The following is a 23,507-nucleotide window of genomic DNA, read 5'->3' on the forward strand; positions in this document are numbered from 1 at the left end:
AGCCGGGGGCCGGCGTCGGCGTCACCCGGTGGAACGGATCCCCGCCGGAGGTCGGGACCCGCGCGCGGCCCGGGCGGCCCCGGACACCGCGAGGGTGGTCCCCGCCAGACCCGGGTCGGCCACCGCCCCGGCGAGGACGCCGCCCAGCGCCGCACGCGAGACCCGCCAGCCCTGCACGTCCCCGGCCGGGGAGCACGCGGCCTCCTCCGTCCCGTCGGTCAGGTAGACCGGCTGGACGACCGTCCAGTCCAGCCCGGCGGCCCGCACCAGCTCCTCCTGCCGCTCGTGGTCGTCGATCTGCGGGCGCAGCAGCGCCGCGAACACCAGCCGGCTGGACAACGGCAGCCGGTCCCGGCTCGGGCCCACGCCGTAGGAGGACTGCACCACCAGCCGGCGCACGCCCTGCTCCCGCATCGCCCGCAGCACCTCGGCGGTGCCGCGCGAGCGCACGTCGCCCGGGGTGCCCGAGCTGCCGCGCAGCCGCACCCGCAGCGCGCTCTCGCTGATCCCGAGCGTCACGACGACGGCGTCCTGCCCCCGGACCGCGCGGTCGACGTCGGCCGGCGCCGTGGCGTCCCCGTCCACCGCCCGCACATCGGGGACCGACGAGGCGCGCCGCGCGAAGGCGGTCACCTCGTGCCCGCCGTCGGCCAGCGCCCGCACCGCCGCCCGCCCCGAGCGGCCCGTCGCCCCCACCACCAGCACCCGCATGACCGTCTCCTCCGACTCGTCGCCGGCCCGGTGCCGGCGTCGTCCAGCGTCGGGGCGGCCGGACGGCCGCGGCAGCCCCGGCCGTCCCGGAGACATGACCGTTCGTCCGCGCGGGCTGGACGGACGGTCCGGCGGCGGCCAGGCTCCTGCCATGGCAGCCGAGGCCGCCGTCCCCTGGACGCCGGTGGATCCCGTCGGCGGGGTGTTCGCCGACCTGCGGGTGCGCGGCACCTTCTCCTGCCGCGCGGAGGGCACCGCGCCGTGGGGGGTGGAGATGCCGGCGTTCGACGGCTGCCTGGCCTTCCACGTGGTGACCGAGGGCAGCTGCCTGCTCGAGGTGGCCGGCGCCGCGCACGCGCTGAGCGCCGGCGATCTCGCCCTGGTGCCGCACGGCCGCGGGCACCTGCTCCGCAGCGGGCCGGGAGCGCCGATCGCCGGGCGGGCCGATCGGCTCCCGCAGGACTTCCTGGGCGAGCACTACTCCGTGCTGCGGATCGGCGGGGGCGGCGTCCGGACGGGCATGGTGTGCGGGGTGATGGAGGCCGAGCGCCCGGGCGCGCAGCCCCTGCTGGACCTGCTTCCGCCGGTGCTCGTCGTCCCGGCCCGCGACGCGGCACCCCACGGGTGGTCGCCGGTGCTGCTCGGGCTGTTGACGGAGGAGGTGCGGCACGACCGGCCCGGCTCCGAGGCCGTGGTGACCCGGCTGGCCGACGTGATCGTGATCCAGGTCGTCCGGGCGTGGCTGGAGGCGGGGGAGACCGGCCCCGGCTGGCTGCTGGCGCTGCGCGACCCGCAGGTGGGCGCGGTCGTCGCCCGGGTCCTGCAGGACCCGGGGGCGGACTGGACGCTGACCCGGCTGGCCCGCGAGGCCCGGATGTCGCGGTCGGCCTTCGCGGCGCGGTTCGCCGCGCTGGCCGGCGAACCGGCGATGCAGTACGTCACCCGCCGCCGGATGCACGTCGCCGGCCGGGCACTGGCCCGCGGTGCGCGGGTCGGGGAGGTCGCCCGGCAGCTCGGGTACGGGTCGGAGGCGGCCTTCGCCCGGGCCTTCAAGCGGGTGACCGGGGAGCCCCCGGGTGCCGCGCGGCGCGGGGTGTGAGGCCGCGGGGTGTGGAGCGCCGTCCGGCCGGTCCTGCGATGTGTGCCCCCGGCAGGATTCGAACCTGCGCCCCCGCCTCCGGAGGGCGGTGCTCTATCCCCTGAGCTACGGGGGCTCGGGGTCAGGGAGGAAGTTACCAGCCCCGCCCGGCCGGGCCGACGGCGGTGCCGGCCGCTGGTCCCTCCCCGCTCAGGGCGGCGGCAGCGGCGTTCCGCCGCGGGCGGTGAGCATCGACGTCATGGTCGTCGTCTCGGCCGCCTGGGCGTCGGCGATGGACCCCGCCAGGACCCGGACCGCGCTCCGGTCGGCGTGCTCGGCGGCGTACCGGGCCATCTCCGCGCCCCCCTGGTGGTGCCGGATCATCATCCGGAGGAACTCCACGTCGAACTCCGTGCCGGTCAGGCCGCGCAGCTGCGCCAGCTCCTCCCGGCTCGCCATGCCGGGCATCAGGGCCCCCCCGGCCCCGTCCGTGCCGCCCGTGTGGTGGCCGGCCATGTCGTCGCCGGCCATCCAGGTCATGTGCTCGGGCCCGGTGAGCGGCAGGCCCCACAGCGCCAGCCACCCCTGCATGCGGCCGGCCTGGTTGGTCTGCCCGGCCGAGATGTCGAAGGCGAGCTGGCGCACCTCGGGATCGGTGCTGCGCTCGAGCGCGAGGTTGGCCATCTGCACGGCCTGCAGGTGGTGCACCGTCATGTCGCGGGAGAACCCCGCGTCGACCGAGTCGGCCGCCGGCGCGGCCGGCGCCGCGTCGGCACCGATGCCGAGGGCCACGGCCAGCCCGCCCCCGAGGGCGACGAGCCCGGCCGCGATGACCGCCAGCAGCGCGACCCGCAGCGGCTGACGGGCCGGGGGTGCGGGCGTCGCGGCGGCCGGGCGGTCCAGCACGGCCGTCACGGCGCCGTCTCGCCGGTCGGGGACGACGGCGGGTCGGTGACCATGCTCTCCGTCCCCCTGCTCGGGTCGCCGGCGACCAGCGGGGAGGTCAGGAACTGCGGGTTCTCGCAGCTGGCGCCGGGCTCGGGGGTGTTGGCGTCGTTCTGCGTGAGGGCGTCGGCGAACTGCGCCAGCCGCGGGTCGTCGGCGGAGTCGACCGCCAGCTGGTGGTTCCAGGCCTGGATGCTGATCGGCGAGTCCTGCCCGGCGTAGGGCGACATCATCCGGTAGGGCGTGCCCTCGACGAGCCCGCCCAGCGTGGCGATGTCGTCGTCGGAGACCGCCTCGGGGTCGTAGGTGACCCACACCGCGCCGTGCTCGAGGCTGTGCACGGCGTTCTCGTGCCGGATGTCGGCGTCGTAGACCGTCCCGGTGCAGTCGGCCCACTCCCCGTCGTGCGGCCCTCCGACCGGCGGGGACTCCGAGTAGTCGACGCTGGTGGTGACGTGCTCCTGGCCGGCCGCGTAGTCGTACTGCTGGACGCCGTCGATGGAGCCCGCCGGGTCGTCGGCGACGGCCTCGGACTCCCGCGCCTGGAGCACGGCGTACGTCAGCACCGCGGCGGCGAAGACGACGACGGCGATCGCGGCGGCGATCAGGCCCCAGGGGCGCTGGGGGGTCACCACGTTGGCCGCCGGGCGGGTGCGGCCGCCCTTGCCGGCGGCGCCCCTGCCGCCGTTGCCCCTGCCGCCGTTGCCGCTGCCCCGGGCGCCGTTCCCGCGCGCCCCGGAGGGCCGCGAGCCACTGCCGCTCCTGCCCGGCGTGCCGCTGCCCGCCCGGCCCGACGAGCCGCGGCCGGACGACGCCGCGTCGCCCCGGCCGGACGCTCCCGGCCCACTCCGGGCGTCGGCGGGCTTGTCGTCCTTGGGCACAGCGTCTCCTCGTGCTCGTCCTCGTGGGGCCCGCCAGGAGCGAGCCGGGGGGCGCTGGGCGGCGGCTCCCGACCGGCCAGTCTAGGTCCCGAACCTGGGCGCTCCCTGGACGTCGGACGGGGAGCGGCGGGGCGGCGGGACCTGCCCCGTACGATCGCGCGGTGACACCCGAGCAGTTGCGCGACCTCGTCCGGACCGCGGTCGGGGCGGCAGTCGAGCGCGGCACGCTCGCCGTCCCCGTCCCCGACGACCCGGTGGTCGAGCGGCCCAGGAACCCCGAGCACGGCGACTACGCGACCAACGTCGCCCTGCGGTTGGCCAAGCCCGCCGGCCGCCCGCCGCGCGAGGTCGCCGAGGTCCTGGCCGGCGAGCTGAGCGCGCTGCCGGGCATCGACCGGGTCGACGTCGCCGGCCCCGGCTTCCTCAACATCACCCTCGCCCAGGGCGCGCTCGGCCGGATCGCCGTCGACGCGGTCACCGCCGGCGAGCGGTACGGCCGCACCGACGCGCTGGCCGGGCTCCGGCTGGACCTGGAGTTCGTCTCGGCCAACCCGACCGGCCCGGTGCACATCGGCGGCAGCCGGTGGGCGGCGGTCGGCGACGCCATCGGCCGGCTGCTCGAGGCCGGCGGCGCCGAGGTGACCCGCGAGTACTACATCAACGACGCCGGCGCGCAGATCGACCGCTTCGCCCGCAGCCTCCAGGCCGCGGCCACGGGCCGGCCGGTGCCCGAGGACGGCTACGGCGGCACCTACATCGCCGACATCGCCGCGCAGGTGGTCGCCGTCGAGCCCGACGTGACGGGCCGGGACGAGGCCGCGCAGGTGCAGGTGTTCCGCGACCGGGGCGTCGCGCTGATGGTCGACGAGATCCGCCGCTCGATGGAGGACTTCGGCGTCGGGTTCGACGTCTGGTTCAGCGAGAAGTCCCTGTACGACTCCGGCGCGGTGGACAAGGCGATCGGCCGGCTGCGCGACCAGGGGCACGTCTACGAGGACGACGGCGCGGTGTGGCTGCGGACGACGACCTTCGGCGACGACAAGGACAGGGTGCTGGTCAAGGCCGACGGCGAGACGACCTACTTCGCCTCCGACTGCGCCTACTACCTGGACAAGCGGGCCCGGGGCTTCGACCGGGTCGTGATCATGCTGGGCGCCGACCACTCCGGCTACGTCGGCCGGTACAAGGCGCTGGTCGCCGCCACCGGCGACGACCCGGCCGAGCACCTCGAGATCCTCATCGGCCAGCTGGTCAACCTGCTCCGCGGCGGCGAGCCGGTGCGGATGAGCAAGCGCGCCGGCACGATCGTGCTGCTGTCGGACCTGGTCGAGGCGATCGGCATCGACGCCGCCCGCTACGCCCTGGCGCGGGCCTCGGTGGACCAGATGATCGACATCGACGTCGACCTGTGGAGCCGGCAGACCAACGACAACCCGGTCTTCTACGTGCAGTACGCGCACGCCCGGATCTCCTCGGTGCTGCGCAACGCCGCGGACCTGGGCCTGGGCGAGAGCCTCCACCCGCCCACCCCCGCCGACGTCGACGCCGGGCTGCTGACCCACGAGCGGGAGAACGACCTGCTCCGCGCGCTGGCGGAGTTCCCGCGGATCGTCACCTCCGCCGCCGAGCTGCGCGCCCCGCACCGGGTGGCCCGCTACCTCGAGGAGCTGGCCGGCACCTACCACCGCTTCTACGACTCGTGCCGGGTGCTGCCGCGCGGTGACGAGGAGGCCACCGGGCTGACCACCGCCCGGCTGTGGCTGTGCGCCGCGACCGCGGTGGTGCTGCGCAACGGCCTGGGACTGCTCGGCGTCTCCGCTCCGGAGCGGATGTGAGGGCGCACCCCGCGGGGCCGCTGCACGGGGCCTTCGAGACCCCGGCCGCCATCGGCGTCCCCCCGGCCGACCTGGGCGCCCTCGACCCGCACGTCTGGCCGCGCTCGGCGGCCCGGGTCGACGGCGTGTTGCACCTGGCCGGACGCGCGGTCACCGAGCTCGCGCGGGTGCACGGCACCCCGCTGTTCGTCCTGGACGAGGCCGACTTCCGCGGGCGCGCGGAGGAGTTCGCCACCGCGTTCGCCGACGCCGACGTCCACTACGCCTCCAAGGCCTTCCTCTGCGGCCAGGTCGCCCGCTGGATCGCCGACGACGGCCTGCACCTGGACGCGTGCAGCGGCAACGAGCTCGCCCTCGCGCTGGCCGCCGGCTTCCCCGCCGAGCGGATCGCCCTGCACGGCAACAACAAGTCGCTGGTCGAGCTGCGGCTGGCCGTCGACGCCGGCATCGGGCACGTCGTCGTCGACTCGTTCGACGAGATCGAGCGGCTGGTGCCGCTGGCCGCCGCCCGGGTCGCCGCCGGCGGCGCCCCGGTGCCGGTGCTGATCCGCACGACGGTCGGCATCGAGGCGCACACCCACGAGTTCATCGCCACCGCGCACGAGGACCAGAAGTTCGGCTTCTCCCTCGCCACCGGCGACGCGCTCACCGCCGCCGTCCGGGTGATCCGGGAGTCCGCGCTGCACCTGGCCGGGCTGCACAGCCACATCGGCTCGCAGATCTTCGACACCGCCGGCTTCGAGGCCGCCGCGCACCGCGTGGTCGGGCTGCTCGGCCAGATCTCCCAGGCGACCGGGCAGGTGCTGGGGGAGCTGAACCTCGGCGGCGGCTTCGGCATCGCCTACCTGCCCGACGACGACCCGGTCGCCCCCGCCGACGTCGCCCGCCGGCTGCGCACCGTGGTCGCGGCCGAGTGCGCGGCGCTCGACCTGCCGGTGCCGCGGCTGGCGGTCGAGCCGGGCCGGGCGATCGCCGGTCCGGGCACGGTCACCCTCTACGAGATCGGCACCATCAAGCCGGTCCGGCTCGGGGCCGGCGGCGGCCCGGGCACGCCGCCGGTGCGCAACTACGTGTCGGTCGACGGCGGCATGAGCGACAACATCCGCACCGCCCTCTACGACGCCTCCTACACCTGCGTGCTGGCCAACCGGACCTCGACCGCGCCGCCGGCGCTGTGCCGCGTCGTCGGCAAGCACTGCGAGAGCGGTGACGTGCTGGTCCGCGACCTGTGGCTGCCCTCGGACGTCGTCCCCGGCGACCTGCTCGCGGTGGCCGCGACCGGCGCCTACTGCTGGTCGATGGCGAGCAACTACAACTACCTGCTGAAGCCGCCGGTCGTGGCCGTGCGGGACGGCGCCGCCACCGAGATCGTCCGGCGTCAGACACTGTCCGACGTGTTCGCCCTCGACGCCGTCCTCGCCGACGTCCCGGCCCCGTCGCCGGCGATCGACCAGCCGGCACCCGAGCACGCCGCCGGGATGCGCTCGTGACGGCGCCGCTGAAGGTGGCGCTGCTGGGCTGCGGCACCGTCGGCGCTGCCGTGCTGCGCCTGCTCGACGAGCAGGGCGACGACCTCGCCGCGCGCATCGGCCGGCCGGTGGAGGTGGCCGGTGTCGCCGTCCGCCGACCCGACCGGCACCCGGACGTGCCGGCGCACCTGCTCACCACCGACGCGCACGCGCTGGTGACCCGCGACGACGTCGACCTGGTCGTCGAGGTCATCGGCGGCATCGAGCCGGCACGCACGCTGCTGCTGGCCGCCTTCGCCGCCGGCAAGTCGGTGGTCAGCGCCAACAAGGCGCTCCTGGCCGACGACGGCGTCGAGCTGCACGCCGCCGCGGCCGAGGCCGGTGTCGACCTCTACTACGAGGCCGCGGTGGCCGGTGCCATCCCGATGCTGCGCCCGCTGCGCGAGTCGCTGGCCGGTGACCAGCTGCGCCGGGTGGTCGGCATCGTCAACGGCACGACGAACTACATCCTGTCGCGCATGGCCGAGACCGGCGCCGGCTTCACCGAGGCGCTGGCCGAGGCCACCGACCTGGGCTACGCGGAGGCCGACCCGACCGCCGACGTCGACGGCTTCGACGCCGCCGCCAAGGCCGCGATCCTGGCCTCGCTGGCCTTCCACACGCCGGTCACCGCCGGCGACGTGTACCGGGAGGGCATCTCCGCGGTCACCGCGACCGACGTCGCCCGCGCCGCCGAGATCGGCTGCACGGTCAAGCTGCTCGCCATCTGCGAGCGGGTGGCCAACGGCTCGGGGGATTCCGTGGCCGTCCGCGTCCACCCCGCGATGATCCCGACGGCGCACCCGCTGGCCGCCGTCAACGGCTCGTTCAACGCCGTCTTCGTCGAGGCCGAGGCCGCCGGCGAGCTCATGTTCTACGGCCGCGGCGCCGGCGGCGAGCCGACCGCCAGCGCCGTCCTCGGCGACCTCGTGGCGGTGGCCCGCAACCGGGTGGCCGGGGTGGCGGGCCCGGGCGTGACCAGCTACGCGGGGCTGCCGGCGCGGTCGATCGGCGAGACGCCGACCCGCTACCACGTCAGCCTCGACGTGGCCGACAGGCCCGGCGTGCTGGCGACCGTGGCCCAGGAGTTCGCCCGGCACGGCGTCAGCATCGCGACCGTGCGCCAGGACGGGCACGGCGACGCCGCGTCGCTGGTCATCGTCACGCACAGCGCGCCCGACGCGGCGCTGTCGGCGACCGTCGCCGCGCTCCGCGAGATGCCCGCCGTCCGCGGGGTGACCAGCGTGCTGAGAGTGGAGGGGCTGTCATGACCGGGACCGGGACGCTGCCGGGGGCCGTGTCGCCGCACTGGCCGGGGCTCATCGAGGCCTACCGGTCACGGCTGCCGGTGAGCGAGGGCACGCCGGTGGTGACGCTGCAGGAGGGCGCCACCCCGCTGGTGCCGGCCGTCGAGCTGTCCCGGCGCACCGGCTGCGACGTCTTCCTCAAGGTCGAGGGCGCGAACCCGACCGGGTCCTTCAAGGACCGCGGGATGACGATGGCGATCACCAAGGCCGTCGAGGAGGGCTCGCAGGCGGTCATCTGCGCCTCCACGGGCAACACCAGCGCCTCGGCCGCCGCGTACGCCGCCCGGGCCGGGCTCGTCTGCGCCGTCCTGGTGCCGCAGGGCAAGATCGCGCTGGGCAAGCTGGCCCAGGCGCTGGTGCACGGCGCCAAGCTGCTGCAGGTCGACGGCAACTTCGACGACTGCCTCGCGCTGGCGAGCAAGCTGGCCATCGACTACCCGGTCAGCCTGGTCAACAGCGTGAACCAGTTCCGCATCGAGGGGCAGAAGACGGCGTCGTTCGAGATCGTCGACGTCCTCGGCGACGCTCCCGACGTCCACTGCCTGCCGGTCGGCAACGCCGGCAACATCACCGCCTACTGGCAGGGTTACCGCGAGTACTGCGCCGACTCCCCGGATCCCGGCCCCGCCTCCAGGACGCCGCGGATGTGGGGCTTCCAGGCCGCCGGTGCCGCGCCGATCGTGAACGGTGCCGTCGTCGAGCAGCCGCAGACCATCGCCACCGCCATCCGGATCGGCAACCCCGCCTCGTGGACCAAGGCCCTGGCCGCCCGCGACGAGTCCGGCGGGCTGATCGACGCGGTCACCGACCGCGAGATCCTGGCCGCCTACCGGCTCCTGGCCCGCACCGAGGCGGTGTTCGTGGAGCCGGCGTCGGCGGCCTCGGTGGCCGGCCTGCTCAAGGTCGCGGCGGCCGGCGGGCTCGAGCCCGGCCAGCGCGTGGTCTGCACGGTGACCGGCAACGGTCTCAAGGACCCGGAGTGGGCGATCTCCGGCGCGCCGGCTCCGGTGACGGTCCCGGTCGACGCGGCCGTGGCGGCCGCGCAGCTCGGCCTGTGAGCACCTCCACCGGTCCCGCCGCGCGCACCCCGGTCCGCACCACCGTGCGGATCCGTGTCCCGGCGACCAGCGCCAACCTCGGCCCGGCCTTCGACTGCGCCGGCCTGGCGCTGAGCTGCGCCGACGACCTGGAGTTCACCGTCACCGACGGTGGGCTGTCGGTCGAGGTGACCGGTGAGGGCGCCGACTGCCTGCCCGCCGACGAGTCGCACCTGGTGGTGCGGGCCTTCCGCGCGGCGTGCGAGGAGCTCGGCTGGAGCCCGCCGGGCCTGCGGCTGCGCGCGGTCAACGCCATCCCCCAGGGCCGCGGCATGGGTTCCTCGGCCGCGGCCGTGGTCGGCGGGGTCTTCGCCGCGTGGGCGCTGTGCCCCCACGTGCCGGCCGTCGACCTCGGCGCCGTCCTGCGGCTGGCGGCCCGGCTGGACGGCCACACCGACAACGTCGCCGCCTGCCTGCACGGCGGGGTGACCCTCGCGTGGGACGGCGACGACGGCCCGGTCGCCGAGCGGCTCGACGTCGATCCCGCCATCCAGCCGCTGCTGCTGGTGCCCGCGTCGACGCTGTCGACGCACACGGCCCGCGGGCTGCTGCCCGACACCGTCCCGCACGCCGACGCGGCCTTCAACGCCGGCCGGGCGGCGCTGCTCGTCGCGGCACTGACCTGGGACGCCGACCTGCTGACGGCCGCCACCGAGGACCGGCTGCATCAGCGCCAGCGGGCCGACGCGATGCCGGAGACGCTGGCGCTGGTCGACCGGCTGCGGGCCGACGGGCTGGCCGCCGTCGTGTCCGGTGCCGGCCCGAGCGTGCTCGTGCTCGCGCGGCGGCAGCCCGGCGACGACCCCGCCGACCACAGCGACGGCGCGGCGGTCCGCCAGGTCGCCCGGCTGCTCCCGGAGGGCTGGCGGCTGCTGCCGCTGTCGGTCGACCGGACGGGCGTGCGGGTGCTGTCCGCCGGTCAGGTATCGTCTGCATAACGAGGAACACACCGGGATCGAGCGGTGTTGTCACTGCCCGTGAGCTGCATCTAGGCTTTACGGCGTAGCCGCCCCGCTGGGGCTGGCCTCGCGCGGGGCGTTGCTGGCGAGGAGATCATCGCCGCAGATCCCGCCCCGCACCCACCCGGTCCTCTCCTCCTGTCGACCCCGGAAACCGTCCGGGCGACCGGGCGGACCGGGTCACCCCCTGCGCCGGTAGGCGCAGGGCACCGCAGGGAAGGACCTGTACGTGAGCGAAACCACCGACCTCGCCGCCGCGCCCCAGGGTGCTGACGGCGAGGCTCCTGCCGCTTCTGGGCAGGCGGGCCGGTCCCGCCGCCGCGGCAGCGGGCTGTCGGGGATGCTGCTGCCCGAGCTGCAGCGCCTGGCGGCCGAACTGGGCATCTCCGGCACGGCCCGGATGCGCAAGGGCGACCTGGTCGCCGCCATCTCCGCCCGCCAGATCGGCGCCGGCGACACCGGGACCGGCGCAACCACCACCGGGACGGCGGCCGACGCCGGCACCCGGGAGAGCGTGCCGGCCCCGCGCGGCGCCGCGGCGACCGCGACCCCCCTCGAGGCACCCGTCAGCGGCGGCGCGAACGGCGGGCCGCTGACCGCCCCCGGCACCACCGCGGACGCCGCGCCGGATCCCGCGCCGGCCTCCACGGCTGCCCCCGAGCAGCCGCGTCGCCGCCGCGCCGCCAGCCGCCCGGCGGGAACGCCCGCCGCCGGCGCCGCCGCACAGCAGAGCCCGGTCGCCGGAGCCGCTGCCGCCGGGACCGAGGAGGCCGCGGCGGTCCCGCAGGCCGACGGGGGCACCGAGGGTCCCCGCACCGAGGGCTCCCGCACCGAGGGCGACCGCGGCGACGAGCGGCCCGGCCGCAACCGCGGGCGCAACCGGGACGGCGGCGAGCGTGCCGCGCGCGACGGCGACCGCGGCGAGCGTGCCGCGCGCGACGGCGACAGTGACCGCGGCGAGCGTGCCGCCCGCGACGGCGACCGCGACCGCGACGGCGACCGTGCCGCCCGCGACGGCGGGCGCGACGGCAACCGTGGTCCCGACCGCGGCGAGCGTTCCGGGCGACCCGACAGCCGCGCCGACGGCGCCCGGTCGGAGGGGCGGAGCGACCGCGCTCCCCGCGACGACGAGGACGACGACGACTTCGAGGGCGGCCGCGGCCGCCGCGGGCGCCGCTACCGCGACCGCAACCGGCGCGGTGGGCGCGAGCGCTTCGACCAGCCCAGCGAGCCGACGGTCAGCGAGGACGACGTCCTGCTGCCGGTGGCCGGCATCCTCGACGTCCTCGACAACTACGCCTTCGTCCGGACCTCCGGCTACCTGACCGGCCCGAACGACGTGTACGTGTCGCTGTCGCAGGTGCGCCGCTACGGCCTGCGCCGGGGCGATGCGATCACCGGCGCGGTCCGCCAGCCGCGGGAGGGCGAGCGCAAGGACAAGTACAACGCGCTGGTCCGGCTCGACACGGTCAACGGCCTGGAGCCCGAGCAGGCCCGGCAGCGCCCGGAGTTCACCAAGCTGACCCCGCTGTACCCGCAGGAGCGGCTGCGGCTGGAGACCGACCCGCACCAGCTGACCACCCGGGTCATCGACCTGGTCATGCCGATCGGCAAGGGCCAGCGTGCGCTCATCGTCAGCCCGCCCAAGGCCGGCAAGACGATGGTGCTGCAGGCGATCGCCAACGCGATCACCACGAACAACCCCGAGTGCCACCTCATGGTCGTCCTCGTCGACGAGCGGCCGGAGGAGGTCACCGACATGCAGCGGTCGGTGAAGGGCGAGGTCATCGCCTCGACCTTCGACCGCCCGCCGGCCGACCACACCACCGTCGCCGAGCTGTCGATCGAGCGGGCCAAGCGCCTGGTCGAGATGGGTCACGACGTCGTCGTCCTGCTGGACTCGATCACCCGGCTGGGCCGCGCCTACAACCTGGCCGCCCCGGCCAGCGGGCGCATCCTCTCCGGCGGTGTCGACTCCACGGCGCTCTACCCGCCCAAGCGCTTCCTCGGCGCCGCCCGCAACATCGAGAACGGCGGCTCGCTGACCATCATCGCCTCGGCGCTGGTCGAGACCGGCTCGACGATGGACACGGTCATCTTCGAGGAGTTCAAGGGCACCGGGAACGCCGAGATCAAGCTCGACCGCCGGCTGGCGGACAAGCGGATCTTCCCGGCCGTCGACGTCAACGCGTCGGGCACGCGCAAGGAGGAGATCCTCCTGGCACCCGACGAGCTGGCGATCGTCATCAAGCTGCGCCGGGTGCTGGCGGCCCTCGAGCCGCAGCAGGCGATGGAGCTGCTCCAGGACAAGCTGCGCAAGACGCGTAACAACATCGAGTTCCTGATGCAGATCCAGAAGACGACGCTGGGCCCCGGCGGCGACTGAACCACCCCGCCCGCCGGGCGGGGTCACCGATCGGGGATACTCGTCGGTCGACGTACCGCCCGGCAGCCCTGGAATGCCGCACCGGTAGGCGGCGTTCACGAGTACAGCACCGACACCTGCGGAAGAGGTCCACGGCATGAAGCCCGGCATCCACCCCGAGTACCACACCACCACGGTGACCTGTGGTTGCGGGAACACCTTCACCACGAAGAGCACCGTCCCCAGCGGTCAGCTGACCGTCGAGACCTGCTCCGCCTGCCACCCGTTCTACACGGGCAAGCAGCGGATCCTCGACACCGGTGGCCGCGTCGCCCGCTTCGAGCGGCGCTTCGGCAAGCGCGGCGCCGACGCCGGCGCCAAGGCCGGCCAGTAGCACCCCCGACGGCGCCCGCACCCACTCCTCCCGGGAGCGGGGCGGGCGCCGTCGTCGTGTCCGCCCCCGTCCTCCCCGCCGCTGTGGCCCCATCGGCGGTCCCCGGCCACGAGTTCCCGCGATGACCAGCACCGACGCCGGCACCGACCGGCTGCGCGGGCTGCTCGACGAGCACGCCGCCCTCGAGGTGGAGCTCGCCGACCCCGCGGTGCACGCCGACGCCGGCCGCGCCCGCCGGCTCGGCCGCCGCTACGCCCGGCTCGCCCCGGTGGTCGAGACCGCCAGGGCGCTCGAGCAGGCGCGGGAGGACCTCACCGCCGCCCGCGAGCTGGGGGCCGAGGACGCGTCCTTCCGTGCGGAGGCCGAGTCCCTCGAGCAGCAGATCGAGGAGCTGACCGGCCGGCTGCGCGAGCTCCTGCTGCCCAAGGACCCCGACGACGACAAGGACGTCATCCTCGAGATCAAGGCGGGGGAGGGCGGCGCGGAGTCGGCCCTGTTCGCCGGCGACCTGCTGCGCATGTACCTGCGCTACGCCGAGCGGCGCGGCTGGTCGGCCGAGGTGATCGACGCCGTCGACGCCGACCTGGGCGGCTACAAGGACGTGTCGGTCGCGGTGAAGAGCCGCGGCGACGAGGGCATCTGGTCGCGGCTGAAGTTCGAGGGCGGGGTGCACCGCGTGCAGCGGGTGCCGGTCACCGAGAGCCAAGGTCGGATCCACACCTCCGCCGCCGGCGTGCTCGTGCTGCCCGAGGCCGAGGAGGTCGACGTCACCGTCGACCCCAACGACCTGCGCATCGACGTCTTCCGGTCCTCCGGGCCCGGCGGGCAGAGCGTCAACACCACCGATTCGGCGGTGCGGATCACTCACCTGCCCACCGGCATCGTGGTGAGCTGCCAGAACGAGAAGAGCCAGCTGCAGAACAAGGAGTCCGCGCTGCGGATCCTGCGCTCCCGGCTGCTGGCCGCCGCCCGCGAGACGGCCGACGCCGCCGCCAGCGACCAGCGCCGCAGCCAGGTCCGCACGGTGGACCGCAGCGAGCGCGTGCGCACGTACAACTTCCCGGAGAACCGGATCAGCGACCACCGGGTCGGCTTCAAGGCGCACAACCTCGACGCCGTCCTCGACGGCGAGCTCGACCCGGTCATCGACGCCCTGACCCGGGCGCACACCGCCGAGCTGCTGGCGGCCGGCTCCTGAGCACCCGCCTCCTCCTGGCCGACGCCGCACGCCGGCTCGCCGAGGCGGGCGTGGCCTCCCCGCGGGTCGACGCCGAGCTGCTGCTCGCCCACGCCACCGGCCGGACCCGCTCGGGTCTGCTCACCCTCGACGAGGTGCCCGCCGAGGCGGCCGTCCGCTTCGGCGAGCTGCTCGACCAGCGGGCCGACCGCGTGCCGCTGCAGCACCTCACCGGGCGTGCGGCGTTCCGCCACCTGGAGCTCGCGGTCGGACCGGGGGTCTTCGTGCCGCGGCCGGAGACCGAGCAGCTGGCCGGCTGGGCGCTCGAGCTGCTCGCCGGCGTCGCGGAGCCCGTCGTCGTCGACCTCGGCACCGGTTCGGGGGCGATCGCGCTGGCGATCGCCGGCGAGCACCCCGGCGCGCGGGTCACCGCGGTGGAGCGCGACCCCGACGCCATCGAGTGGACCCGTGTCAACGCCGCGGCCCGGGCGGCGGCGGGGGACCGGCCGGTGACGGTGGTCGCCGGGGACATGACGGACGCGCAGCTGCTGCGCGAGCTCGACGGCGGCGTCGACCTCGTCGTCTCCAACCCGCCCTACGTTCCCGACGGCGCCCGGCTGCCCCGCGAGGTGGCCGACCACGACCCGCCGCTGGCGCTGTGGGGCGGGCCCGACGGGCTGGACGTCGTCCGCGGCCTGCTGCGCACGGCCGCTCGGCTGCTGCGCCCCGGCGGCGCGCTGGGCATCGAGCACGCCGACCAGCAGGGCACGTCGCTGCCCGCGCTGGTGCGCGCCCACGGAGGCTGGGACGACGTCGCCGACCACCCCGACCTCGCCGGGCGGCCCCGGTTCACCACCGCCCGCCGGGCCGATCCGGGCACCCGGGCAGACTGACCGGTCGTGGCCGACCTCTACGACTGCTCCGACCCCGAGGCACGCGCCGCCGGCCTGGACGCCGCCACCGCGGCGATCGGGCGCGGCGAGCTCGTGCTGCTGCCTACCGACACCGTCTACGGCGTGGCCGCCGACGCCTTCAGCCCCGAGGCCGTCACCCGGCTGCTCGCGGCGAAGAACCGCGGCCGGGCGATGCCGGTGCCCGTGCTCATCGGCGAGGCCTCCACGCTGGCCGGCCTGGTCGTCGACCTCCCCGACGTGGCCGGCCGGCTGGCCGAGGAGTTCTGGCCGGGCGGGCTGACCCTGGTCCTGGAGCACGCGCCCTCGCTGGCCTGGGACCTCGGGGACGCCGAGGGCACCGTCGCCGTCCGGCTGCCCGACGACGAGATCTCCCGCGACCTGCTGCGCCGCACCGGGCCGCTGGCCGTCTCCAGCGCCAACCGCTCGGGCCGGCCCGCCGCGACCGACGCGGCGGCCGCCGTCGAGCAGCTGGGCGCCCGGGCGGCGGTGGTGCTGGACGGCGGCCCGCGCACCGGCTCGGCGGCGAGCACCATCGTCGACTGCACGGCGCCGACGCCGCGGGTGCTGCGGATCGGCGCCGTGGACGTGGACCGGCTGCGCGCCGTCGTCCCCGACCTGACCGACTGAAGAAGGACCCCGTCCTCCTCATCCCTCGCAAGCTCGGGACGAGCCTCTGGACGGGGCCACGAGCCGGTGACGCTGCGTCGACGGGGCGGGGCGTTACCGTGGACCGACCGCCGTCGTCCAGCCCGGGAGATCCACCCGATGCGCATCCCCGGCCGGGGCACCCCGCCCGTACCGCAGGCCACCGGCTGACGCCGTGCGCGAGTACCTCGTCGTCCTCCTGACCGCCGGGCTGGTCACCTTCCTCGCCACCCCGGTGGTCCGGCTGGCCGCGGTGCGGCTGCGGATGATGGCCGCGCCGCGCGAGCGGGACGTGCACGTCATCCCCACGCCGCGGGGCGGGGGGGTCGCGATGTACCTGGGTGTCGCGGCCGCGGTCCTGGTCGCCACCCGGCTGCCGGCGCTGCAGCGCACCTTCGACGACTCGCAGACCGCCGCGGTGCTCGCCGCCGGCGGGCTGATCTGCCTGCTCGGCGTGCTGGACGACAAGTTCGGCCTCGACGCGCTGACCAAGCTCACCGGCCAGATCGCCGCGGCCGGCGTGATGGTGCTGCTGGGCGTGCAGCTGTCGTTCGTGTTCCTGCCGGTGGCCGACCTCGGCACGATCTCGCTGGGGCCCGACGTCGGGGTCCCGCTCACGATCCTGCTCACCGTGCTGACGGTGAACGCGCTCAACTTCATCGACGGGCTCGACGGGCTGGCCGCCGGGGTCTCCGCCATCGCCGCCCTGGCGTTCTTCGCCTACAGCTACAACCTCGGCCTCACCGGCTACGACGACGTCGCCAGCGCGCCGGCCCTCATCACGGCGGTCCTGGCCGGCGCCTGCCTGGGGTTCCTCCCGCACAACTTCAGCCCGGCCCGCATCTTCATGGGCGACTCCGGCTCGATGCTCGTCGGCCTCATGCTCTCGGCGGCCGCGGTCTCGGCGACCGGCAACGTCGACCCGCAGTCCTTCGACTCCGCCGCCAGCCTGCTGCCCCTGGCCCTGCCGCTGCTCGTGCCGATCGCCGTCCTGTTCATCCCCTTCATCGACCTGCTCATGGCGGTGATCCGGCGGACCCGGCGCGGGCGCTCCCCGTTCTCCCCGGACAAGATGCACCTGCACCACCGGCTGCTGGCGATCGGGCACTCCCACCGCCGCGCCGTCCTCGTCATGTACTTCTGGGCCGCGCTGCTGTCCAGCGGTGCGGTCGGGCTGTCCATCACCGGGGGACGGGTGGAGCTGCTCGCGGCGATCGGCGCCCTGCTCGTCGTCGGCGTCGTCGTCGTCCTGGCCCCGCGCACCCGCCGCGCCGCCCGGGAGGCGCGGGCCGCGGAGCTGATCGCCCAGCGGAGGCGCAGCCGCGCGGCGCACCCGACGTCCCGCGCCCTGCGCTCGGCCACCCCGCCGCCGTCCCCGCCGGCCGACGCGGCGCCGGTGCACACCCCCAGCACCCCGGGCGCGGGGCAGGCGGTCCGGTGAGCGCCAGGCAGACTGGAGGGGTGAGCACAGCAGAGGCCCCCTCGCAGGCGCCGTGGGACCTGTCGTTCCTCCGGGTGGGCCTGCTCGTCAGCGCGACGGCGGCCCTGGTCGCCGTCCCGGTGGCCGGGCTGGCCGGCGGCTGGGCCGTCGCGTGGGGGGTGCTCCTCGGCCTCGTCGTGGTCGCCGCGTTCTTCGCGGTCTCCGGGCTGGTGGTGGCCTGGGCGGGACGCATCGGCGACACCCTGACGCTCCCGGCGGCGCTGCTCACCTTCATGCTCAAGGCCCTCGTGATTTTCGCCCTGCTCAGCGCGCTGCCCGAGGACGGGTGGATCGACCGCCGCGCGCTGGCGTGGACGGTGGTGGCCGGCGCCCTCGGCTGGAGCGCGGTCCACCTGCGCTGGGTGTGGACCCGGCAGCTGTTCTACGTGCCGCCCCCGCCGCCACCCGGACGGGTGGCGGGAGGTACCCCCACCCCTGGCCCGGACGAGCCGCGGGAAAGCGGCTGATAGTGTCCGGGCCGATGGCCGAGGACACCTCCGGGAACGGGGGAGACCGACCACGCCCTGCGACCCCTGCTCGTCAGCCCAGTGGTGCTGACATGGGCTGGGGGGTCACCGGAACGCTCATCTCCGGGATGGCCGTGTGGGGTGGGGTCGGGTGGTTGCTGGACCGGTGGTGGGACACCCGTGTGTTCTTCGCGGCCGGCGTCATCCTCGGCGTGGCGGTGGCCATCTACGTGGTCGTCGTGAAGTACGGAGCGGTCGACCCGGCGACGGGGCGCCAGTCCTCCGGTGACGACACGGGCGGCCGACGGAGCCGGCCCAGGACGCAGAAGGGACAACGGTGACCTCCAGCGCCCACGCGCTCGGCGACGTCCTCGCCGCGGAGAGCGACCCCGGTGGGGGGTTCGTGCCCCCCGGCATCGGGGACTTCTTCCCGGAGACGCTGTTCTCGTTCACCATCCTCGGCGTCCAGTTCGACATCGACCGGATCATCCTGGCGCTGTGGGTGGTCACGGCGGCCATGCTCCTCTTCCTGGTGCTGGCCGCGCGCAAGTCCGAGATCGTCCCCGGACGCCTGCAGTTCCTCGGCGAGTCCGGCTACTCCCTGGTGCGCGACGGCATCGCCCGGGACGTCGTCGGCCCCAAGGGTCTGCCGTTCGCGCCGTTCCTGGCCGCGCTCTTCTTCTTCATCCTGGCCAACAACGCGCTGGCGATCATCCCGCTGATCCAGATCTCGCCGATGGCGCGCTTCGCCTTCCCGCTGGTGCTGGCGGTCATCTGCTGGGTCGTATACATCGCCGTCGGCATCCGCAACCAGGGCCTGTGGCCCTACTTCCGGGACATCATGTTCCTGCCCGGCGTGCCCAAGCCGATGTACCTGCTGATCACGCCGCTGGAACTGCTGCAGAACTTCATCGTGCGGCCGTTCACCCTGGCGATCCGGCTCTTCGCGAACCTCTTCGCCGGCCACATGCTGCTGGCCACGTTCGCCCTGGGCGCGACCTACCTGTTCACCGTCGGCAACTTCTCCGCGGTGTTCGGGCCGATCTCGATGCTGATGGCCGTCTTCGTGACCTTCTTCGAGCTGCTGATCATCTTCCTGCAGGCCTACGTGTTCACCATGTTGATGGGCACCTACCTCAACGGCTCCGTCGAGGCCGCCCACTGACCGGGCCGCGGCCCCCCTGCCGCGGCGCAGAGGGCGCCCGGCCGAACCGCTCCGGCGCATCCCGCCGGCCCTGATCCGCACCACCCGTACGACCCCCGCAAGCCGCCCGGCATCCCCCGGGCGACGACACAGGAGGAAGCGCACCATGTTGGACGTTCTCGCTGAGGTGACCGGCAGCGTCGGTTCGATCGGCTACGGCATCGCCACGATCGGCCCCGGCATCGGCGTCGGTCTCGTCTGGGCCGCCTACATCCAGGCCACCGCCCGCCAGCCCGAGTCGGCCGGCCTGACCCGTACCTACGCCTTCCTCGGGTTCGCCCTGGCCGAGGCGCTCGCGCTGATCGGCTTCGTCGCCCCCCTCGTCTACGGCACCTGATCCGTACCACCCAGGTACGGACCACCGATCCAGACGGGACACTGACACGATGAGCATCCTGGCCGTGGAGGCGCAGAACCCGCTCCTCCCGCCGTACCAAGAGATCATCATCGGCCTCATCTCCTTCTCGGTGCTGATGTTCGTGATGATCAAGTTCGTCGCACCGCGCTTCGAGCAGGCCTTCCAGGCACGCCGCGCGGCGATCGAGGGCGGCATCGAGCGGGCCGAGACGATGCAGGCCGAGGCCAAGGCCGCGCTGGACCAGTACCGGGCCCAGCTGGCCGAGGCGCGCACCGAGGCCGCGCAGATCCGCGACCAGGCCCGGGCGGAGGGGCAGCAGATCCTCGAGGAGCTGCGCGCCCAGGCCCAGGAGGAGTCGGCACGCATCCTCGCCCGCGGCGAGGAGCAGCTGGCCGCCTCCCGGCTGCAGGTCGTCAACGAGCTGCGGACGCACATCGGCACCCTCGCGGTGGACCTGGCCGGCCGGGTGGTCGGCGAGTCCCTGACCGAGGACGCCCGGCGTCGCGGCACCGTGGACCGGTTCCTCGACCAGCTCGAGGGCATGGCCGGCAGCGCCGACGGCCGCGCGGGGGCGACCGTCCCGGAGGGCGGCCGCTGATGGACGCCGCCAGCCGGGCGGCGCTCCGCGAGTCCCGGGAGCGCCTCACCGACCTGACCCGACCGGCGTCGGGGTTGCTCGAGCGCGCCCGGGACCGGGTGACCGGTCAGCCGCGGGTCGTCGAGGCCGCCGATCTGGTCGGGCTCGCCGACGAGCTGTTCGCGGTGGCGCGGCTGCTGCACGGGCAGCCGTCTCTGCGGCGGGCGCTGTCGGACCCGGCGGCCAAGCCGGCCGACCGGGCGGCGCTGGCGCAGCGGCTGCTCGGCGGCAAGGTGTCCGGCGCGACGCTCGACCTGGTCGAGACCGTCGCCCGGCAGCGCTGGTCCCGGCCGTTCGACCTCGTCGAGGCCTTCGAGACCCTCGCGACGGAGGCCGCGCTCGACGCGGCGGACGCGCGCGGGGAACTGGAGAACGTCGAGGACGAGCTGTTCCGGTTCGGGCGGATCGTCGCCGGGGACTCCGCGCTGTCGCGGATCCTGTCCGACCGGTCCGGTCCCGCGGCGGGCAAGACCGCGCTGCTGGACCGGCTGCTCGCCGGCCGGGTCAGCCCGGTCACCGAGCAGCTGCTGCGCAACCACCTGACCCGGCCGGCCGTCTCCACCGCGGAGACGGCCATCGAGCGGCTGTCCGAGTCGGCCTCCCGACGTCGCGGCCGGTCCGTGGCGCACGTGACCGCCGCCGCGCCGCTGACCGCCGCCCAGGAGCAGCGGCTGTCGGCCGTCCTCGGCCGGATCTACGGCCGGACCATCGGCGTGCAGGTCACCGTCGACCCCGAGCTCCTCGGGGGCCTGGTCATCCGCGTCGGGGACGAGGTCATCGACGGCAGCGTCCTGCGCCGCCTGGACGAGGCCGGCCGCCGACTCGTCGGCTGACCCCGAGCCGCCACCCACCCAGCCCGCACCACAGACACGAACCCCCGCAGGGAAGAGGACGCGAGCCATGGCCGAGCTGACGATCTCCGCAGACGAGATCCGCAGTGCCATCCAGAACTACGTCACCGAGTACTCCCCGGACGTCTCCCGGGAAGAGGTCGGGATCGTCACCGAGGCCGGCGACGGCATCGCCCGGGTCGAGGGCCTGCCCTCGGTCATGACCAACGAGCTGCTCGAGTTCGAGAGCGGCGTGCGGGGTCTGGCGCTGAACCTGGACGTGCGCGAGGTCGGCGTCGTCGTCCTGGGTGACTTCGCCGGCATCGAGGAGGGCCAGCAGGTCCGCCGGACCGGCGAGGTCCTGTCGGTGCCGGTGGGCGAGGGCTACCTCGGCCGCGTCGTGGACCCGCTGGGCAACCCGATCGACGGTGGCGGCGCCATCACCACCTCCGGCCGCCGCGCCCTGGAGCTGCAGGCGCCCACCGTGGTGCAGCGCAAGTCGGTGCACGAGCCGCTGCAGACCGGGATCAAGGCCATCGACGCCATGACCCCGATCGGCCGTGGCCAGCGCCAGCTGATCATCGGCGACCGGCAGACGGGCAAGACGGCGATCGCCATCGACGCGATCATCAACCAGAAGCAGGCCTGGGCCACCGGTGACCCGGCCCAGCAGGTCCGCTGCATCTACGTCGCCGTCGGCCAGAAGGGCTCGACGATCGCCTCGATCCGCTCGGCCCTCGAGGAGGCCGGCGCGATGGAGTACACGACCATCGTCGCCGCCCCCGCCTCCGAGGCCGCGGGCTTCAAGTACATCGCCCCCTACACCGGCTCGGCCATCGGCCAGCACTGGATGTACGAGGGCAAGCACGTCCTGATCGTCTTCGACGACCTCACCAAGCAGGCCGAGGCCTACCGCGCCGTCTCGCTGCTGCTGCGCCGTCCGCCGGGCCGCGAGGCCTACCCGGGCGACGTCTTCTACCTCCACTCCCGGCTGCTGGAGCGCTGCGCGAAGCTCTCCGACGACCTGGGGGCCGGCTCGATGACGGGTCTGCCGCTCATCGAGACCAAGGGCAACGACGTCTCGGCCTACATCCCGACCAACGTCATCTCGATCACCGACGGGCAGATCTTCCTCGAGACCGGTCTGTTCAACTCCGGTGTCCGCCCCGCGATCAACGTCGGCATCTCGGTGTCCCGCGTGGGCGGGTCCGCCCAGATCAAGGCGATGAAGTCGGTCGCCGGCCGGTTGCGGCTGGACCTGGCGCAGTTCCGCGAGCTCGAGGCGTTCTCCTCCTTCTCCTCCGACCTGGACGCCGCCAGCCGCGCGACCCTGGACCGCGGCCAGCGCCTGGTCGAGCTGCTCAAGCAGGGGCAGTACAGCCCGTACCCGGTGGAGCGCCAGGTCGTCTCGCTGTGGCTGGGGACCACCGGCAAGCTCGACAAGGTGCCGGTCAGCGAGGTGCGCCGGTTCGAGTCGGAGTTCCTCGACTTCGTCGGCCGGGGCGACAACGGCGTCTACGACGAGATCCGCACCTCGCGGGCCCTCGGTGACGACGCCGTCTCCAGCCTCGAGCGCGCGGTCGAGTCCTTCTACGGCCAGTTCCAGCTCCCCGACGGCGGCTCGCTGCTGCTCAACGAGCCCGAGGCCGAGGCCATGGACGCGTCCGAGCGCGGCCAGGAGCGCGTCCAGGTCAAGCGGAGCGCCTGACCCATGGCCGGTAACCTCCGCGCGCTGCGGCGCCGCATCCGCTCCACCAAGTCGACGAAGAAGATCTTCTCGGCCCAGGAGCTGATCGCCGGTGCCCGCATCGTGCGCGCCCAGGCGCGGGTGGAGGCCTCCCAGCCCTACGCCCGCGAGATCACCCGGGTCCTGTCGGCGCTGGCCTCGTCGGCGTCGCTGGACCACCCGCTGCTCACCGAGCGGGAGAACCCGCGGCGGGCCGCGGTCCTGGTCATCACGTCGGACCGGGGCTTCGCCGGCTCGTACAACGTGAACGTCCTGCGGCGTACCGAGGAGCTGCTCAGCCTGCTGCGGCAGGAGGGCAAGGAGCCGGTGCTCTACGTCGTGGGGCGCAAGGGCGAGACCTACTACCGCTTCCGCAACCGGGAGATGGCCGACACCTTCACCGGGTTCTCCGAGCAGCCGGGCTACCCCGACGCCCAGCGCGTCGGCCAGGAGCTGATCGCGGTCTTCGCCGCCGGTGAGGACGACGAGGACGGCGCAGCCGGCACCGACGGCCTCCTCGGCGTGGACGAGCTGCACATCGTCTACACGGAGTTCCGCTCGCTGCTCTCCCAGGTCCCCGTCGCCAAGCGGATGGCCCCGCTGGAGGTCGAGGAGGTCGAGGAGTTCGACTACGAGCGGGAGGACCGGGAGGCCGGCCGCGCCGCCGACTCCGGCGTGCCGACCTCGTACGAGTTCGAGCCCTCCGCCGAGGCACTGCTCGACGCGTTGCTGCCGAAGTACGTCACCACCCGCATCTACGCGGCGATGCTCGAGGCGGCCGCCTCCGAGTCGGCGTCGCGGCGGCGGGCGATGAAGTCGGCCTCGGACAACGCCGAGGAGCTGGCCAAGAACCTCGCCCGCCAGGCCAACCAGATCCGCCAGGCGGACATCACCCAGGAGATCAGTGAGATCGTCGGCGGTTCCGACGCGCTGGTCTCGGCGAACGCAGACGACTGATCCCCGCCCTCTAGAGGCAGAGCAGGAGAGCC

At 74.7% G+C, this 23,507-nt stretch carries 23 protein-coding genes and 1 tRNA gene; 20 read left to right on the top strand and 4 right to left on the bottom strand.

Annotation, left to right across the window (positions count from 1 at the left end):
* Nucleotides 1-21: 21 nt before the first annotated feature.
* A complete protein-coding gene (locus ACK586_RS16800; protein WP_409331643.1) occupies nucleotides 22-807 on the bottom strand; it encodes an NAD(P)-dependent oxidoreductase in 786 nt (261 codons plus the stop codon).
* Between the two features lie 55 nt (nucleotides 808-862).
* On the opposite strand from ACK586_RS16800, the gene ACK586_RS16805 reads away from it, so the two are divergent.
* A complete protein-coding gene (locus ACK586_RS16805) occupies nucleotides 863-1,810 on the top strand; it encodes an AraC family transcriptional regulator (RefSeq protein WP_409331644.1) in 948 nt (315 codons plus the stop codon).
* 43 nt (nucleotides 1,811-1,853) lie between these two features.
* Here ACK586_RS16805 and ACK586_RS16810 read toward each other — a convergent pair.
* The 3 genes from ACK586_RS16810 to ACK586_RS16820 all read right to left on the bottom strand — a co-directional run bounded on the left by ACK586_RS16810 (nucleotide 1,854) and on the right by ACK586_RS16820 (nucleotide 3,615).
* A tRNA-Arg gene (locus ACK586_RS16810) sits at nucleotides 1,854-1,925 on the bottom strand.
* 74 nt (nucleotides 1,926-1,999) lie between these two features.
* Nucleotides 2,000-2,704, bottom strand: a complete 705-nt coding sequence (locus ACK586_RS16815; RefSeq protein WP_409331645.1) for a DUF305 domain-containing protein — start codon at nucleotides 2,702-2,704, stop codon at nucleotides 2,000-2,002.
* The gene (locus ACK586_RS16820; RefSeq protein WP_409331646.1) at nucleotides 2,701-3,615 is read right to left on the bottom strand and encodes a thioredoxin-like domain-containing protein; all 915 of its coding nucleotides are present in this window, start codon (nucleotides 3,613-3,615) and stop codon (nucleotides 2,701-2,703) included. Before ACK586_RS16820 ends, ACK586_RS16815 begins: the two co-directional genes overlap by 4 nt.
* Nucleotides 3,616-3,776: 161 nt before the next feature.
* Between ACK586_RS16820 and argS the strand changes: the two genes are divergently transcribed.
* The 19 genes from argS to ACK586_RS16920 all read left to right on the top strand — a co-directional run bounded on the left by argS (nucleotide 3,777) and on the right by ACK586_RS16920 (nucleotide 23,475).
* The gene (gene argS, locus ACK586_RS16825; protein WP_409331647.1) at nucleotides 3,777-5,450 is read left to right on the top strand and encodes an arginine--tRNA ligase; all 1,674 of its coding nucleotides are present in this window, start codon (nucleotides 3,777-3,779) and stop codon (nucleotides 5,448-5,450) included.
* On the top strand, nucleotides 5,447-6,940 hold the full coding sequence (lysA, locus tag ACK586_RS16830; RefSeq protein WP_409331648.1) for a diaminopimelate decarboxylase: 1,494 nt from the start codon (nucleotides 5,447-5,449) through the stop codon (nucleotides 6,938-6,940). Before argS ends, lysA begins: the two co-directional genes overlap by 4 nt.
* Nucleotides 6,937-8,229, top strand: a complete 1,293-nt coding sequence (locus tag ACK586_RS16835; protein WP_409331649.1) for a homoserine dehydrogenase — start codon at nucleotides 6,937-6,939, stop codon at nucleotides 8,227-8,229. The genes lysA and ACK586_RS16835 overlap by 4 nt, the downstream gene beginning before the upstream one ends.
* Nucleotides 8,226-9,323: a threonine synthase gene (gene thrC / locus ACK586_RS16840; RefSeq protein WP_409331650.1), complete on the top strand. Its 1,098-nt coding sequence runs from the start codon at nucleotides 8,226-8,228 to the stop codon at nucleotides 9,321-9,323. Before ACK586_RS16835 ends, thrC begins: the two co-directional genes overlap by 4 nt.
* Entirely contained in the window at nucleotides 9,320-10,300 is a 981-nt protein-coding gene (gene thrB / locus ACK586_RS16845; RefSeq protein WP_409331651.1) for a homoserine kinase, read from the top strand. The genes thrC and thrB overlap by 4 nt, the downstream gene beginning before the upstream one ends.
* 250 nt (nucleotides 10,301-10,550) lie before the next feature.
* Nucleotides 10,551-12,707: a transcription termination factor Rho gene (gene rho, locus ACK586_RS16855; protein WP_425330389.1), complete on the top strand. Its 2,157-nt coding sequence runs from the start codon at nucleotides 10,551-10,553 to the stop codon at nucleotides 12,705-12,707.
* 136 nt (nucleotides 12,708-12,843) lie between these two features.
* Nucleotides 12,844-13,080, top strand: coding sequence for a 50S ribosomal protein L31 (rpmE, locus tag ACK586_RS16860; RefSeq protein WP_409331652.1), 237 nt, complete (start codon nucleotides 12,844-12,846; stop codon nucleotides 13,078-13,080).
* 121 nt (nucleotides 13,081-13,201) lie between these two features.
* Nucleotides 13,202-14,278, top strand: a complete 1,077-nt coding sequence (prfA, locus tag ACK586_RS16865; protein WP_409331653.1) for a peptide chain release factor 1 — start codon at nucleotides 13,202-13,204, stop codon at nucleotides 14,276-14,278.
* 14 nt (nucleotides 14,279-14,292) lie between these two features.
* Nucleotides 14,293-15,150: a peptide chain release factor N(5)-glutamine methyltransferase gene (prmC, locus tag ACK586_RS16870; RefSeq protein ID WP_409331676.1), complete on the top strand. Its 858-nt coding sequence runs from the start codon at nucleotides 14,293-14,295 to the stop codon at nucleotides 15,148-15,150.
* 6 nt (nucleotides 15,151-15,156) lie between these two features.
* Complete coding sequence (locus tag ACK586_RS16875; RefSeq protein ID WP_409331654.1) at nucleotides 15,157-15,798, top strand: L-threonylcarbamoyladenylate synthase; 642 nt, start codon at nucleotides 15,157-15,159, stop codon at nucleotides 15,796-15,798.
* Nucleotides 15,799-15,991: 193 nt separating this feature from the next.
* On the top strand, nucleotides 15,992-17,257 hold the full coding sequence (locus tag ACK586_RS16880) for a glycosyltransferase family 4 protein (RefSeq protein ID WP_409331655.1): 1,266 nt from the start codon (nucleotides 15,992-15,994) through the stop codon (nucleotides 17,255-17,257).
* 20 nt (nucleotides 17,258-17,277) lie between these two features.
* The gene (locus tag ACK586_RS16885; protein WP_409331656.1) at nucleotides 17,278-17,763 is read left to right on the top strand and encodes a Cg1360 family ATP-synthase-associated protein; all 486 of its coding nucleotides are present in this window, start codon (nucleotides 17,278-17,280) and stop codon (nucleotides 17,761-17,763) included.
* 92 nt (nucleotides 17,764-17,855) lie between these two features.
* Nucleotides 17,856-18,104 carry a hypothetical protein gene (locus ACK586_RS16890; RefSeq protein WP_409331657.1) on the top strand — a complete coding sequence of 83 codons (249 nt, stop codon included), beginning with the start codon at nucleotides 17,856-17,858 and terminating at the stop codon, nucleotides 18,102-18,104.
* Nucleotides 18,101-18,928 carry a F0F1 ATP synthase subunit A gene (atpB, locus tag ACK586_RS16895; RefSeq protein ID WP_409331658.1) on the top strand — a complete coding sequence of 276 codons (828 nt, stop codon included), beginning with the start codon at nucleotides 18,101-18,103 and terminating at the stop codon, nucleotides 18,926-18,928. Before ACK586_RS16890 ends, atpB begins: the two co-directional genes overlap by 4 nt.
* A gap of 145 nt (nucleotides 18,929-19,073) precedes the next feature.
* Entirely contained in the window at nucleotides 19,074-19,304 is a 231-nt protein-coding gene (gene atpE, locus ACK586_RS16900) for an ATP synthase F0 subunit C (protein ID WP_409331659.1), read from the top strand.
* Between the two features lie 49 nt (nucleotides 19,305-19,353).
* A complete protein-coding gene (locus ACK586_RS16905; RefSeq protein ID WP_409331660.1) occupies nucleotides 19,354-19,923 on the top strand; it encodes a F0F1 ATP synthase subunit B in 570 nt (189 codons plus the stop codon).
* Nucleotides 19,923-20,795: a F0F1 ATP synthase subunit delta gene (locus ACK586_RS16910; RefSeq protein ID WP_409331661.1), complete on the top strand. Its 873-nt coding sequence runs from the start codon at nucleotides 19,923-19,925 to the stop codon at nucleotides 20,793-20,795. The genes ACK586_RS16905 and ACK586_RS16910 overlap by 1 nt, the downstream gene beginning before the upstream one ends.
* A 67-nt stretch (nucleotides 20,796-20,862) precedes the next feature.
* The gene (atpA, locus tag ACK586_RS16915) at nucleotides 20,863-22,500 is read left to right on the top strand and encodes a F0F1 ATP synthase subunit alpha (protein ID WP_409331662.1); all 1,638 of its coding nucleotides are present in this window, start codon (nucleotides 20,863-20,865) and stop codon (nucleotides 22,498-22,500) included.
* 3 nt (nucleotides 22,501-22,503) lie between these two features.
* Nucleotides 22,504-23,475, top strand: coding sequence for a F0F1 ATP synthase subunit gamma (locus ACK586_RS16920; protein WP_409331663.1), 972 nt, complete (start codon nucleotides 22,504-22,506; stop codon nucleotides 23,473-23,475).
* Nucleotides 23,476-23,507: the final 32 nt, after the last annotated feature.

The sequence above is a fragment of the Trujillonella humicola genome, from assembly GCF_046233715.1.
Classification (GTDB): Bacteria; Actinomycetota; Actinomycetes; order Mycobacteriales; family Geodermatophilaceae; genus Trujillonella; species Trujillonella humicola.

Excerpts from the sequence above, each read along its gene's own strand:
- ACK586_RS16800 (WP_409331643.1), bottom strand. The coding sequence starts at position 807 with ATGTCTCCGGGACGGCCGGGGCTGCCGCGGCCGTCCGGCCGCCCCGAC.
- ACK586_RS16805 (WP_409331644.1), top strand. The coding sequence starts at position 863 with ATGGCAGCCGAGGCCGCCGTCCCCTGGACGCCGGTGGATCCCGTCGGC.
- thrC (WP_409331650.1), top strand. The coding sequence starts at position 8,226 with ATGACCGGGACCGGGACGCTGCCGGGGGCCGTGTCGCCGCACTGGCCG.
- rpmE (WP_409331652.1), top strand. The coding sequence starts at position 12,844 with ATGAAGCCCGGCATCCACCCCGAGTACCACACCACCACGGTGACCTGT.
- prfA (WP_409331653.1), top strand. The coding sequence starts at position 13,202 with ATGACCAGCACCGACGCCGGCACCGACCGGCTGCGCGGGCTGCTCGAC.
- ACK586_RS16890 (WP_409331657.1), top strand. The coding sequence starts at position 17,856 with ATGGGCTGGGGGGTCACCGGAACGCTCATCTCCGGGATGGCCGTGTGG.
- atpE (WP_409331659.1), top strand. The coding sequence starts at position 19,074 with ATGTTGGACGTTCTCGCTGAGGTGACCGGCAGCGTCGGTTCGATCGGC.
- ACK586_RS16905 (WP_409331660.1), top strand. The coding sequence starts at position 19,354 with ATGAGCATCCTGGCCGTGGAGGCGCAGAACCCGCTCCTCCCGCCGTAC.
- ACK586_RS16910 (WP_409331661.1), top strand. The coding sequence starts at position 19,923 with ATGGACGCCGCCAGCCGGGCGGCGCTCCGCGAGTCCCGGGAGCGCCTC.
- atpA (WP_409331662.1), top strand. The coding sequence starts at position 20,863 with ATGGCCGAGCTGACGATCTCCGCAGACGAGATCCGCAGTGCCATCCAG.
- ACK586_RS16920 (WP_409331663.1), top strand. The coding sequence starts at position 22,504 with ATGGCCGGTAACCTCCGCGCGCTGCGGCGCCGCATCCGCTCCACCAAG.